Origin of the sequence: Pseudomonas sp. KCJK9016, assembly GCF_046231795.1 — a bacterium.
In the GTDB taxonomy this organism is placed as follows: domain Bacteria; phylum Pseudomonadota; class Gammaproteobacteria; order Pseudomonadales; family Pseudomonadaceae; genus Aquipseudomonas; species Aquipseudomonas bananamidigenes.
The window spans coordinates 21826-34770 of sequence record NZ_JBJJMM010000011.1 but is presented as its reverse complement, the minus strand read 5'-3'; the positions used below and the strand labels follow the sequence as shown (position 1 = coordinate 34770).

Sequence of the window (12945 nt, the reverse complement as noted above, 5' to 3'; positions counted from 1 at the left end):
ATACCTGTCAACTTTGACAGTAGCGGCCCTTCGTCACTCTCACTAATGTAGCTCCTGAAGTGCGTTCTCTCAAAACGTCCCGATTCAGGAGCTAATTATGTTCAGTTCAAAGTTCGCCGCAACAGGCACACTCACTGCGAAAACAGATGATCCGGAGCTTCCACTCTTCGACGGTGTAAGACTTTTTCTTATACCTGGCAAACACTGGATCATCACTGCCGAACAGGCACTTCCCGGTTTTCCGAACGAGTTCCGAAACATCAGTTTCTATGTGCCGGATGAAAGTGTAACCGACAAGACTTTTGATTTTTCCAGTAGCAGTTCAGGCGCCCTGGGGAATTGGTACAAAAGCACACCCAGTACCGTCGATGCACCGTACCGGGCGTTTGAAGGCCAATTGACGCTCACGCTTGATACTGAGAAGGAAACGGCAAGAGGAACCTTCCGCTTCAAAGGCACATCACCCAATGGCAAACAGATCAATCTGTCTGAAGGCGAATTTAACCTCAAAGCGGATAGCAAGAACATGGTCGCTTCCGGGGACGTTTCAGAGGGAGCCATCAACGCCAATGTGTTGCTACCTGAAACCGGAGAAGTGTTCAGTTACCGATCCACTGGAGTGAATCTGACCACCCAGGAAAATGATCCAAATCTTGGTCCGAAATCCGTGGCTTGGTCTGAATATTGGTCAGGAAGACCCGATCACCACAACCAAAGGTTGCTTTTCCATGTCTCGGAAAAAGTCAAAACAAATACGGCCTATGATTTCGCGACCGATAAAAACCTTGTCACCGGTATGTTCATGAACCTCAAGTTTGGAATCCAGCCCTATCCAGCGACTGCCGGTTCGATCACCTTTCGTACACTTCCGACACCTGGAACCGAAAAAATCGAAGCGACTTTTCATTTTCGAGGAACGGCCAGCGACGGTAGTACAGCAGAAATCACCGCCGGTGATATGAGTATTGAGAACCCCTGATTGTGAAGTAACTTCCTGTCGACATTAAAACCTCGAAGTCCTTTCAAGCTGAGGACTTCGAGGTTTTCCTCTCTTCGGAATAGTCCTCCCTCGTCACCACCATCATCCATGTTATGTTTGCTATTCCCTCGATCTCAGTGAACATCGCATGCGCTTCCTCGCCCGTACCCACCCTCGCCTCTCCGCTGCCGCGCTGTTCGGCCTCGCCGTCGGTCTGCTGGTTCCTGCCGACTCCGTCATCAGCAAAATCCTCATTGGCTGGAACGTCGGGGTCTGGACTTACCTGGCCCTGATGCTGTGGCTTACCGTTCGTGCCAAGGCACCGGACGTCAAGAGGATCGCGGTCATCGAGGACGAGAATGCGGGGTTGGTGCTGTTTGTGGTGTGCATCGCGGCGCTGGCCAGCCTCGCAACCATCACCCTGGAACTGGCCGGCAGCAAGGACCTGGAAACCACCCGCAAACTCCTGCACTACGGTTTTACCGCACTGACGGTCATCGGCTCATGGCTGTTGATCGGAGTGATTTTCTGCGTCCACTACGCCCGACTGTTTTATACCTGGAACGGCAAGGAACCGGCACTGCGCTTTGCCGAAGGTCTGACAACGCCCAATTATTGGGACTTCCTGTACTTCTCGTTCACCATCGGCGTTGCTGTGCAGACGGCGGATGTCGGTGTGGCCACGCGAGAGATACGCAAGATCGTGCTGGCGCAGTCGCTGATCGGATTTGTGTTCAACACCGCCATCCTCGGGTTTTCGATCAACATCGCCGCCGGGTTGTTCGGCTGACGTCAGCGACTCCCTGCTGAGCGCTACTTGTCGGTGGCTCACGAACTTCTGATCATTCACTTGACGATCGGTTCTCTTCTGGTGTTCCCTGAAACCGGTTTCAGATCCTGATACAGCGATCTGATCTGACAAATCCAATAACAAGGTTTCAGACCGTGAACGATTTCTCCGCCGCCCAGCGCAGCCGCGTGACCATGCTCGACGTCGCCCAACACGCGGGCGTGTCCAAGGCCAGCGTCTCGCGCTTTATCGGCGACGACCGTGCCCTGCTCTCCGATGCGATTGCCCAGCGTATCGAGCGGGCGATTGCCGAACTCGGCTACCGCCCCAATCAAATGGCCCGCGGCCTGAAGCGCGGTCGCACTCGCCTTATCGGCATGCTGGTGGCCGATATCCGCAACCCTTATTCGATTGCCGTGATGCACGGGGTGGAAACCGCCTGCCGCCGACACGGCTACAGCCTGGTGGTGTGCAACACCGATCGCGACGATGAGCAGGAACGCCAGCATCTGGCGCTGTTGCGCTCGTACAACATCGAAGGGCTGATCGTGAACACCCTGGGCCATCATCGGGATGAACTGCACGAGCTGAAACGGGAAATGCCGCTGGTGCTGGTCGATCGCAAGGTCGACGGACTCGACAGCGACATGGTCGGGCTGAACAACCCGCAGGCCATCGAGATGGCGCTCGAACACCTTCAGCAGCGCGGCTATCGCGATGTGCTGCTGGTGACCGAACCCTATGACGGCACCAGTTCGCGGATCGAGCGGGTTGGCAGTTTTCAGCAACAGGTTGGCCATCGCGAACACATGTGTGGCGCGGTGCTGGAAACCGGTTCGAGTCTTGCGAACGACCTTCAAACCTTTTTGAACACACCTGATTCAGGCCCGAAAGCCCTGTTCTGCGCCAACGGCGTGGCGGCGCTGGTTTGCACCCTGGCGCTGCGCGAGATCGGCTGCCGGTTGTTCGAGGATGTCGGGGTGATCGCCCTGGATGATCTGGACTGGTATCCGCTGGTGGGCAGCGGGATTACTGCCCTCGCTCAGCCAACCGCCGAGATTGGCGCACAGGCATTTGAATGCTTGCTCAAGCGGTTGCGCGGGAATGATGAAGCGGCGCGGACCCTGGATTTTGCGCCGGTTTTGATCGAGCGCGGCTCAACGCGCAGCCAGGCGAAATAAGGCCCTGCGGGGCCAACCAAATTTTTTTGAACAAAAATGAAACCGGTTTCAGAGGTAGATAACAATGAATAAACCCGCCGTTTCCATCAGCCTTTCCAGCTACGGCGCCGATCTTGTGCGCCTTCGTGGCCAAGGCTCTTTCATCGAAGTTTTGGCCGCTGCCGGCGCCAATCGCATCGAATGGCGCGAAGAGCTGCTGACCAACGAGGTCCCCGAACAACTCGTCGCTGCCACGCGTGCAACAGGCCTGCAAAGCATTTATTCCTCGCCCACCGAGCTGTGGCTGGCCGGTCAGTCGCGGCCCAATCCCGAACTCATCACCGCGTTGCACAACGCCGAAGCGTTCGGTTCGAAGTGGCTGAAAGTGTCGCTGGGCTTCTTCACCGATAACAACGATTTGCGGACCCTTGCGCCAATCCTTCAACAAAGCCCGGTACATCTGCTGGTTGAGAACGACCAGACCCTGCACGGCGGTCGAATCGAACCCTTTCAGCGTTTCTTCGCCGCTGTCGAACAGCACAATCTGCCGATCAAGATGACCTTCGACATCGGCAACTGGCAGTGGCAGGACCAGTCCGCCGCGACCGCCGCACGCTTGCTGGGCCGGCACGTTGGCTACGTGCATTGCAAAGCCGTGGCCCGTCGCGCCGACGGCAAAATGGTAGCAGTGCCGCCGGCTGCTACTGACTTGCATCTGTGGGAACAACTGCTGAGACACATGGCCCAAGGTGTCATGCGTGCCGCCGAATACCCGTTGCAGGGCGATGACCTGGTGCAACTCACCGCTGAACACGTCGCCGCTCTCGCCCGTCTCGGCCAATCCCGCCTGGAGCCTGCTCATGTCTGAGATCGATATTCTGTCGTTCGGCGAAACCATGGCCATGTTTGTCGCCGAACAAAGCGGTGATCTGGCCTCCGTCGACCAGTTCCACAAACGGATCGCCGGGGCCGACAGCAACGTGGCCATCGGACTTTCTCGGCTCGGTTTCAACGTCGCATGGCTGAGCCGGGTCGGTGCCGATTCGCTGGGACGGTTTGTTGTCGAAACCCTGGCTCGCGAAGGGCTCGATTGCAGCCATGTCCAAGTCGACAACACCCACCCGACCGGTTTCCAGCTCAAATCCCGCAACGATGACGGCAGCGACCCGACGGTCGAGTATTTTCGTCGTGGCTCGGCGGCCAGTCATCTGTCGCCGCAGTCGATTAATCCGACGCTATTGAATGCCCGACATTTGCACGCCACTGGCATTCCGCCGGCGCTGTCGGCGTCAGCCCGGGAAATGTCCCGAGATCTGATGACCCGCATGCGCAACGCCGGGCGCAGCGTGTCGTTCGACCCGAACCTGCGTCCGAGCCTGTGGGCCAGCGAACGAGAGATGATCAGCGAGATCAACCGCCTCGCCGCCCTCGCCCACTGGGTATTGCCGGGGTTGAGCGAAGGTCGGCTGCTCACCGGGTTTGAAGACCCGGCGGACATCGCGGCGTTCTATCTCGATCAGGGTGCCGAAGCCGTGGCGATCAAGCTCGGGCCGCAGGGTGCGTATTACCGCACGCATCTGGATCAGGGGTTTGTCGCCGGGGTGCCGGTTGAAACCGTGGTCGACACAGTCGGTGCCGGGGACGGATTTGCAGTGGGGATGATCAGCGCCCTGCTTGAACATCTGAGTTTTCCCGAGGCCGTCAGACGCGCCAACTGGATTGGCAGCCGGGCAGTGCAGAGCCGTGGCGACATGGAGGGTTTGCCGACCCGATCCGAACTCACCGCTGAATTCGAGGCCGCCATCGCTGGCAAGTCGAATCTTCACACCGCAGCTCTCACAGATTTTGTGCACACCACCGATCCTGTGGGAGCGGGCTTGCCCGCGATAAGGCCCTGACAGGCAACATATTTTTTGAACCTGCTGCGACAAAAACAACAAGCTCAGGAGCAAGACCATGAAAACCGCAACCCTCGCCACCCGCCGCTGGTGGTACATCATGCCGATCGTATTCATCACCTATAGCCTGGCGTACCTGGACCGGGCCAATTACGGATTCGCCGCCGCTTCGGGCATGGCCGCCGACCTGATGATTACTCCGGGCCTGTCCTCGCTGCTCGGCGCGCTGTTCTTTCTCGGTTACTTTTTCTTCCAGGTACCCGGGGCGATCTACGCGCAAAAGCACAGCGTGAAGAAGCTGATCTTCGTCAGCCTGATTTTCTGGGGCGGGCTCGCCACGCTGACCGGCGTGGTCTCCAACGCCTATTGGCTGATCGTCATCCGCTTCATGCTCGGCGTGGTCGAAGCGGCGGTGATGCCGGCGATGCTGGTGTACCTGTGCCACTGGTTCACCCGCGCCGAACGCTCCCGGGCCAACACCTTCCTGATCCTCGGCAACCCGGTGACCATGCTGTGGATGTCAGTGGTTTCGGGTTATCTGGTGCAGCATTTCAGCTGGCGCTGGATGTTCATCATCGAAGGCCTGCCGGCGGTGCTCTGGGCATTTATCTGGTGGAAGCTGGCGGATGACCGACCGGCACAGGCAAAGTGGCTCACCGACCGGGAAAAGCAAGATCTGGAAAGCGCTCTCGCTGCCGAACAGGTCGGGATCAAAGCGGTGAAGAACTACGCCGAAGCCTTCCGTTCGCCAAAGGTGATCATCCTGGCGCTGCAGTTTTTCTGCTGGAGCATCGGCGTCTACGGCTTCGTGCTGTGGCTGCCATCGATCCTCAAGGCTGGCGCGCAGATGGACATGATCGAGGCCGGGTGGCTGTCGGCCCTGCCCTATCTGGCGGCGGTGATCGGCATGCTGCTGGTGTCGTGGGGCTCGGACAAACTGCAAAAGCGCAAACGCTTCGTCTGGCCGCCGCTGCTGATCGCCTCAGTGGCGTTCTACGGCTCATACGCCTTGGGCGCGGAGCATTTCTGGTGGTCGTACACGCTGCTGGTGATTGCCGGCGCCTGCATGTATGCGCCTTACGGGCCGTTCTTTGCCATCGTCCCCGAGATCCTGCCGGCCAACGTTGCCGGCGGTGCCATGGCGCTGATCAACAGCATGGGTGCCCTCGGCTCGTTCGGCGGTTCCTATCTGGTCGGTTACCTGAACAGCTCCACCGGCTCGCCCGGCGCTTCGTACCTGTTGATGAGCGGCGCGTTGCTGCTGTCGGTGGTGCTGACGATTTTTCTCAAGCCCGGCGCCAGCGACCGGGTGAACGCCAAGCGCGTCGCACCGCGTCCGCTGCCGGCGCATTCCTGAATTGATAGAGAGATGACTGCGATGAGAAAGCAGGTTGTGCTGTACAAGAAACTGTCGCCGACGTTGATGGCGCGCCTTGAGGAACAGGTCGATGTGACGTTGATCGAAAGCCTTGATGCCGATGGTCTGATGAAACTGCGTGACGCCCTGCCGGTTGCCCACGGATTGCTGGGCGCGAGTTTGAAGCTGGACGCGACGCTGCTCGATCTGGCACCGAAGCTCGAAGCGATATCCAGCGTTTCGGTAGGCGTGGACAACTACGACATCGACTACCTGACCCGGCGCCGGATCCTGCTGACCAACACCCCGGACGTACTGACCGAAACCACTGCCGACACCGGTTTCGCGCTGATCCTGGCCACCGCCCGGCGGGTGGTGGAACTGGCGAACATGGTGCGCAGCGGTCACTGGCATCGCAGCATCGGCCCGGCGCATTTCGGCACCGACGTGCATGGCAAGACGCTGGGCATCATCGGCATGGGGCGGATCGGCGAAGCGCTGGCGCAGCGTGGGCATTTCGGGTTCGGGATGCCGGTGATCTATCACAGTCAATCGCGCAAACCGGCGGTCGAGGCGCGTTTTGATGCGCAGTACCGCAGTCTTGAAGATTTGTTGCAGCAGGCAGACTTCATCTGTCTTACGTTGCCGTTGACCGCGCAGACTGAAGGTTTGATTGGCGCGAAACAGTTTGCGTTGATGCGTCCGGAAAGCATCTTCATCAATATTTCACGGGGCAAGGTGGTGGACGAGGCGGCGATGATCGACACCTTGCGCCATAAGCGGATTCGCGCGGCAGGGCTGGATGTGTTCGAGCGCGAGCCGCTGAATCATGACTCGCCGTTGTTGCAGTTGAACAACGTGGTGGCCACGCCGCATATGGGTTCGGCAACCCATGAGACCCGCGAAGCGATGGCACGGTGTGCGGTGGAGAATCTGTTGACGGCGCTGGGTGGTGAGAAGCCGATAAATCTGGTGAACTCATCAGCCTGGCAAGGCTGAAATATTCAGCGCCTGTCAGGCCGTCTTCGCGAGCAGGCTCGCTCCCACACACCGCGTAACACTGTGGGAGCGAGCCTGCTCGCGAAAGGGCCAGCAACGACAACACAAAACCTTCAAGCGCTGCGCACCTGGAGAAGCTGCGCAGCACAAAGGGCAATCCGCGAACACGCATCCGCCAGCTTCACCCGATCCACCACCAGTCCGATGCGGATATGCCCCGCCGCGCTGGGCCCGAATGCCTCCCCCGCCAGCACTGAAACGCCATAGCCTTCCAGCAGCCGCTCGGCAAACGCTTGTGCGCCGAACCCGGTCTGACGCACGTCAACCATCACGAACATCCCGCCATCCGGCCTGATCGGGTACAACCCTGGACAGCCACGCAAGCGCTCGCACACCAGATCCCGGCGCAACCGGTATTCCTCGCGCATCCGGGTCACCTCCGGCAAATCTTTCTCCAGAGCGACCTGCGCGGCTTTCTGCACGAAGTCCGGCAGACCGAACAGCATGCTTAGCGACAGATTCACCAAATGCTCGGCCAACGGTTTGGGCCCGATCATCCAGCCGATGCGCCAGCCGGTCATTGCGTGGGATTTAGACAGGCTGTTGATGGTCGCCGTGCGCTCAGCCATGCCCGGCAGACTCGCCGGGCTGACGTGCTGGCCTTCGTATAACAATTCGCTGTAGACCTCATCGCTGATCAGCCACAGGTCATGTCGAATGCACAGCGCCGCCAATTCCTGCCAGATCAGCAATGACAGACTGGCGCCGGAGGGATTGTTGGGACTGTTGAGCAGCATGGCCCGGGTCTTGGGCGTTATTCGCACCGCGACATCCGCCGGATCGACGCGAAAGCCGTTCTCCGGGCGAACCGGCACCGGTACGACCGTCGCACCGCAGGCACCGAAAACACCTTCATAGGTGACGTACATCGGCTCGGCGACGATTACCTCATCGCCTGGATCCAGCAGACATTGCGCCACCGAATACACCGCGCACTGTGCGCCGGGCAGCACGATCACATGGTCAGCGTCCACTGGCTGGCCGCTATTGCGCCGATGGCGCTCGGCAATCCGCGTGCGCAGCTCCAGCCGCCCGCGCACTTCGGAATAATGGGTATCACCCGCCAGCAGGCTGTCGATGGCGCCGTGAATGATCGGCAGCGGCGTGTCGAAATCCGGATCACCCACCGACAGCAGCAACACATCGACCCCTTCGGCGCGCAGTTCCAGCGCTCGGTCGTGAATCCGCCAGGCCGCTGCTCCGTCCCCGGCGATTCGTTGGGTCAAGGCTGAATAGCGCATGTACGTCTCCTGATTGCGCGGTCTCCAGCCTTCACCCTAGGTCAAATCACAAACCGCGCCACCATCGCATTCAAATCCACCGCCAGGCGCGACAACTCATGGGTCGCGGCGCTGGTCTGGTTGGCCCCGGCGGCCGATTGCGTGGCCAGATCACGAATATTCACCAGGTTGCGGTCCACCTCGCGGGACACCTGTGCCTGCTCCTCGGAGGCACTGGCGATCACCAGGTTGCGCTCGTTGATCTGGTGAATCGATTGGGTGATCTGCTCCAGCGCGACGCCGGCAGCGCGGGCCATTTCCAGTGTGGTCTGGGTGCGCTGGTTGCTTTGTTGCATCGATTCCACCGCTTCACCCGTGCCGTTCTGGATGCCGGCGACCATTTTTTCGATTTCCTGGGTCGATTGCGCGGTACGGTGGGCCAGCGCACGAACTTCGTCCGCCACCACGGCGAAGCCACGTCCGGCTTCACCGGCGCGGGCCGCTTCGATGGCGGCGTTGAGCGCCAGCAGGTTGGTCTGTTCGGCGATGGCGCGGATCACGTCCAGCACCTTGCCGATGTCGCGGCCCTGCGCAGCCAAGCCTTCGATCATTTGTGCGGTGTTCTGCACGTCCTGAGTCATGGTCTGGATCGCATCGACGGTTTTCACCACCTGATCGCGACCTTCTCGAGCAGCGTGGGTCGACTGGTTCGACGCTTCGGAGGTCGACACCGCGTTGCGTGCCACCTCTTCCACCGCGGCGGTCATTTCGTTGACGGCGGTGGCGGCCTGTTCGATTTCGTCGTTCTGCTGTTGCAGGCCACGGGAGGCTTCTTCGGTCACGGCGCTGAGTTCTTCGGCAGCGGCACCCAACTGCGTGGCGGAGCCGGCGATCTGTTCGATGGTCTTGCGCAGGTTGGCCTGCATCGCGGCCAGCGCCTCGAGCAGACGCGCCGGTTCGTCCTTGCCGTCGACTTCGATGGGTTTGGTCAGGTTGCCACCGGCGATGGTTTGCGCGGCGGCCACGGCGCGGTTCAGCGGGGTGACGATACTGCGGGTCAACAACAAGGCCAGCAGCACGGTAGCCACAGCAGCGATGACCGCCACGATCACCACGCCGGTGATGGCACTGTCGTAATGCTCACCGGCCAGCATGGAGGCTTCCTTGGCACCGGCGGCATTGATCGCAATCAGTTTGTTGAGCTGCTCGCCCATCTGGTCGGTACCGTCCTTGATCTTCGTGTTGATCAGGGTCCGCATCTCATCGAGCTTGTCCTGACGGGACAGCTCCATCATCTGGTTCTGCGCTTGCAGGTAGTTGTCCAGCGTCGTGGCGAAGGCCTGATATTGCGCGCGTTCTTCACTTTCGGCCGGCAGCGCGGCGTAGGCAGCCTGTGCGCTGCGCACCTTGTCGACGAGAACGCCGATGCGAGTCTGCGCCTCCTGCAGGCCGGCGGCATCACGGTTGACCAGAATGCGGAACGAGAGGATCCGCAGGCGCAGGACGTTTTCCGTCACTACGCCCAGGTAAGCGACGCTGGGCAACTGATTGGTCTGCATCTCGACGGATGCCTGGCGGATGACCGACATGCGGTTGACGGCGAAGACGCCGAGCACGATCACCAACAGGGCAATAAAGGCAAAACCGAGGAAGGCACGGGGCGCGATGTTCAGATTACGCAAAGACATAGGAAGGCTCTCGGGTAGTCGAAGCTAAGAGCATCCATGCCGTAATCACTGACCCGCGAAAGCGGGCTTCAGTCCGGCGTCACTGATTGTGGAGGTCTTGTGCGCGCCTGATCCTTATATCGGCCAGGCTTGAGTATTTTTTCAGGTCAAGAGTAAATATTTTTCAAATGATTGCGAGTGTTTCCCAATTGAAACACTCGATGTTTCATATGACGGGTGACAGGTCAGTCCGAAGCCGCCATGCGCCAGACGCGGGCAATGTCCGTTGCACGTTCGCGCAGCAGGCGTGGTGCCTCGGCACAGGCTTGTTCCAGTGTCATCGGACCGGCGGTGACGGCGAAAGCTGCATCGATGCCGTGTTCGTAGAGTGCCTGATAACCCTCGCCCAGGGTGCCGGCGATGACAATGACCGGCACGCCGTGTTGTCTGGCGACCCGCGCCACGCCAAACGGGGTTTTGCCGCGCAGGGTCTGGGCATCGAAGCGCCCTTCTCCGGTGATCACCAGATCGGCGCCTTTCACGGCTTGCGCCAGCCCGACCAGCTCCGCGACCACTTCAACCCCGGCCTGAAACCGGGCGCCGAGAAACGCCTTGGCGGCAAAGCCCAGTCCACCCGCCGCACCGCTGCCAGGTTCGTCCCGAACATCCTTGCCCAGCGCTTGCGCGCAGAGTTCGGCGAAGTGGCCGAGGGCGTGATCCAGTTGCTGCACTTGCTCCGGGGATGCGCCTTTCTGCGGACCGAAAATCGCCGACGCGCCGTGAGGGCCGCACAGCGGATTGTTGACGTCGGCGGCGATGTCGAAACGCACCTGTGCCAGACGCGGGTCGAGTTCGCTCAAGTCCAGTCGTGCAAGTTGCGCCAGCGCCAGACCGCCCGGCACCAATGGTTGGCCTTGAGCATCCAGCAGTTTCACGCCCAGCGCCTGCATCGCGCCGGCACCGCCGTCGTTGGTGGCACTGCCGCCGATGGCCAGAATGATTCGTTGCGCGCCGGCATCCAGCGCCGCACGAATCAGTTCACCGGTGCCGAACGTGCTGCTGATGCACGCATCACGCTGACCCGGCGGTACAAGCTGCAAACCGCTGGCTTCGGCCATTTCGATGATCGCGGTGTGGTTGTGCGGCAGCCAGCCCCACGCCGCTTCAACCGCCGCGCCCAGCGGGCCGCGCACGCGAGTGCGGCGCAGTTCACCTTCGCAGGCATCGAGAATCGACTCCACCGTGCCTTCACCGCCGTCGGCCATCGGGCACTTGACCAGCGTCGCCTGCGGCCAGACCTGCGCCAGACCCAGCGCAATGGCCTCTGCGACGCCCTGGGCACTCAGGCTGTCCTTGAACGAATCGGGGGCGATGACGACTTTCATGCGAATTCTCCAGTTCCAATGCCCCTCATGCTGCCAGTCACTTGAAACGTTGACGCCTGTCCGCTGCACAAGTTGGATTGGCGTTTATTGTTCATTTTCACAAAGGCTCTGAAGTTGATGTTGAATGTCCCGACCCTTTCGCGAGCAGGCTCGCTCCCACAGGGAAATGGAATCTCAATGTGGGAGCGAGCCTGCTCGCGATAGCATTATCCGAGGCGCCGAATAAACTTCAGTCATTCTGCGGCAGCAATTGCACCCCGAGATACAGCGCCAGCATGCCGTCGAGCTTCAGCGGATCGACCCCGCTCAACTCGGCAATCCGCTCCATTCGATAACGCAAGCTGTTGCGATGAATCCCCAACGCATCGGCACAGGCCTGGCTCTGCCCATCGTGATCGCACCAGCTGCGCAGGGTCGCAAGCAACTGGCCGTTGCTGTCCCTGGCGATGACCTTGCGCAACGGCTTGAGCAATTCATCCAGCGCATCGTCGTTGCGATGGCGCCAGAGCATCACCGGCAAGCGATAGCGATTGAGGGTCAGCAGTCGTGAGCGCGGCAACACTTCGCGGCCATAGGCGAGCAAGTCGCCGACCCGCCGATAACAACGGCGCAGTCCGGCCAGTCCATCGGCCTGCCCGCCGACGGCGATGCGCAGGATGTTCCAGCCCAGACCATCAAGTTTTTCCAGCAGGCGATCATGCTCGACGTTCTGGCTCGCCGGTCGGCACCACAGCAGTGACGACTTGGCCGAACTCACGCACCAACTGTCCGGATAGCGCGACATCAGCCAGGCACTCAGCGCCTCGACGGTTTGCCCCGGCCCGTGTTCCAGGCCCAGTTCGAACAGATACGGCACCCGCGTCAATTGCGGTTTCAGCCCGAGCTGTTGAGCTTCGTCGACCAGCCTTGGCGAATCCCCTGATTCACTCAACAGCAGCGCCAGCAAGTCGTCGCAACGTTGCCGCCGCCATTGCTGCTCGGATTGCTGGTTGCGCTGACCGACCAGCATTTCAGCGGTCATGCGCACCAGCTCGGCGTAAGTGCGCAGTTGCTCCGGCTCGCCAGTGATGCCGAGTACGCCGATCAAACGCTGATCGAGCAGCAGCGGCAGATTGATCCCCGGCTGCACGCCCTTCAGATGCACCGCCGTCTGCGCGTCGATCTCCACCACCCGCCCGTTGGCCAGCACCAGTTGCGCGCCTTCGTGACGGGTGTTGATGCGCTCCGGCTCGCCGCTGCCGAGGATCAGCCCCTGGCTGTCCATGACGTTGACGTTGTACGGCAAAATGGCCATGGCCCGGTCAACGATGTCCTGGGCAAGGTCGTGATCGAGTTCGAACATAAGGGGAAAATCCTTGAAAACAGGCGCGGACGGTTGTTCACCCGCACAGGGTCTGTCGGCAAACCCTGTGCTCAGGCACAAAGACAAT

The 12945-nt window shown here is 60.4% G+C and carries 11 protein-coding genes; 7 read left to right on the top strand and 4 right to left on the bottom strand.

All coding sequences use genetic code 11. The features are described 5' to 3' along the window. The first annotated feature begins 97 nt into the window (after positions 1–97). The 7 genes from ACK6BI_RS12915 to ACK6BI_RS12885 all read left to right on the top strand — a co-directional run bounded on the left by ACK6BI_RS12915 (position 98) and on the right by ACK6BI_RS12885 (position 7183). Positions 98–979, top strand: a complete 882-nt coding sequence (locus ACK6BI_RS12915; protein WP_409317349.1) for a hypothetical protein — start codon at positions 98–100, stop codon at positions 977–979. A gap of 148 nt (positions 980–1127) precedes the next feature. After that, a complete protein-coding gene (locus ACK6BI_RS12910) occupies positions 1128–1769 on the top strand; it encodes a DUF1345 domain-containing protein (protein WP_409317348.1) in 642 nt (213 codons plus the stop codon). A 155-nt stretch (positions 1770–1924) separates the two neighbouring features. Then, positions 1925–2950, top strand: coding sequence for a LacI family DNA-binding transcriptional regulator (locus ACK6BI_RS12905; RefSeq protein WP_409317347.1), 1026 nt, complete (start codon positions 1925–1927; stop codon positions 2948–2950). A gap of 64 nt (positions 2951–3014) precedes the next feature. After that, positions 3015–3797: a sugar phosphate isomerase/epimerase family protein gene (locus tag ACK6BI_RS12900; RefSeq protein WP_409317346.1), complete on the top strand. Its 783-nt coding sequence runs from the start codon at positions 3015–3017 to the stop codon at positions 3795–3797. Then, the gene (locus ACK6BI_RS12895; protein WP_409317345.1) at positions 3790–4827 is read left to right on the top strand and encodes a sugar kinase; all 1038 of its coding nucleotides are present in this window, start codon (positions 3790–3792) and stop codon (positions 4825–4827) included. The genes ACK6BI_RS12900 and ACK6BI_RS12895 overlap by 8 nt, the downstream gene beginning before the upstream one ends. Before the next feature lie 58 nt (positions 4828–4885). After that, positions 4886–6184, top strand: coding sequence for an MFS transporter (locus tag ACK6BI_RS12890; RefSeq protein ID WP_409317344.1), 1299 nt, complete (start codon positions 4886–4888; stop codon positions 6182–6184). A 21-nt stretch (positions 6185–6205) separates the two neighbouring features. After that, on the top strand, positions 6206–7183 hold the full coding sequence (locus ACK6BI_RS12885; protein ID WP_409317343.1) for a 2-hydroxyacid dehydrogenase: 978 nt from the start codon (positions 6206–6208) through the stop codon (positions 7181–7183). A 113-nt stretch (positions 7184–7296) separates the two neighbouring features. Here the strand turns inward: ACK6BI_RS12885 and ACK6BI_RS12880 are convergent, their stop codons facing one another. From ACK6BI_RS12880 to ACK6BI_RS12865, 4 genes are all read right to left on the bottom strand, one after another. Next, positions 7297–8484, bottom strand: a complete 1188-nt coding sequence (locus ACK6BI_RS12880; protein ID WP_409317342.1) for a pyridoxal phosphate-dependent aminotransferase — start codon at positions 8482–8484, stop codon at positions 7297–7299. A gap of 41 nt (positions 8485–8525) precedes the next feature. Beyond that, on the bottom strand, positions 8526–10151 hold the full coding sequence (locus ACK6BI_RS12875; RefSeq protein WP_409317341.1) for a methyl-accepting chemotaxis protein: 1626 nt from the start codon (positions 10149–10151) through the stop codon (positions 8526–8528). Positions 10152–10375: 224 nt separating this feature from the next. Beyond that, the gene (locus tag ACK6BI_RS12870) at positions 10376–11515 is read right to left on the bottom strand and encodes a glycerate kinase (protein WP_409317340.1); all 1140 of its coding nucleotides are present in this window, start codon (positions 11513–11515) and stop codon (positions 10376–10378) included. Positions 11516–11744: 229 nt separating this feature from the next. After that, positions 11745–12857 carry a sugar diacid recognition domain-containing protein gene (locus ACK6BI_RS12865; protein WP_409317339.1) on the bottom strand — a complete coding sequence of 371 codons (1113 nt, stop codon included), beginning with the start codon at positions 12855–12857 and terminating at the stop codon, positions 11745–11747. Positions 12858–12945: the final 88 nt, after the last annotated feature.

Bases quoted from the DNA above. Each gene is read 5' to 3' on its own strand.
- ACK6BI_RS12915 (WP_409317349.1), top strand. From the start codon at position 98: ATGTTCAGTTCAAAGTTCGCCGCAACAGGCACACTCACTGCGAAAACA.
- ACK6BI_RS12910 (WP_409317348.1), top strand. From the start codon at position 1,128: ATGCGCTTCCTCGCCCGTACCCACCCTCGCCTCTCCGCTGCCGCGCTG.
- ACK6BI_RS12900 (WP_409317346.1), top strand. From the start codon at position 3,015: ATGAATAAACCCGCCGTTTCCATCAGCCTTTCCAGCTACGGCGCCGAT.
- ACK6BI_RS12895 (WP_409317345.1), top strand. From the start codon at position 3,790: ATGTCTGAGATCGATATTCTGTCGTTCGGCGAAACCATGGCCATGTTT.
- ACK6BI_RS12890 (WP_409317344.1), top strand. From the start codon at position 4,886: ATGAAAACCGCAACCCTCGCCACCCGCCGCTGGTGGTACATCATGCCG.
- ACK6BI_RS12885 (WP_409317343.1), top strand. From the start codon at position 6,206: ATGAGAAAGCAGGTTGTGCTGTACAAGAAACTGTCGCCGACGTTGATG.
- ACK6BI_RS12880 (WP_409317342.1), bottom strand. From the start codon at position 8,484: ATGCGCTATTCAGCCTTGACCCAACGAATCGCCGGGGACGGAGCAGCG.
- ACK6BI_RS12875 (WP_409317341.1), bottom strand. From the start codon at position 10,151: ATGTCTTTGCGTAATCTGAACATCGCGCCCCGTGCCTTCCTCGGTTTT.
- ACK6BI_RS12870 (WP_409317340.1), bottom strand. From the start codon at position 11,515: ATGAAAGTCGTCATCGCCCCCGATTCGTTCAAGGACAGCCTGAGTGCC.
- ACK6BI_RS12865 (WP_409317339.1), bottom strand. From the start codon at position 12,857: ATGTTCGAACTCGATCACGACCTTGCCCAGGACATCGTTGACCGGGCC.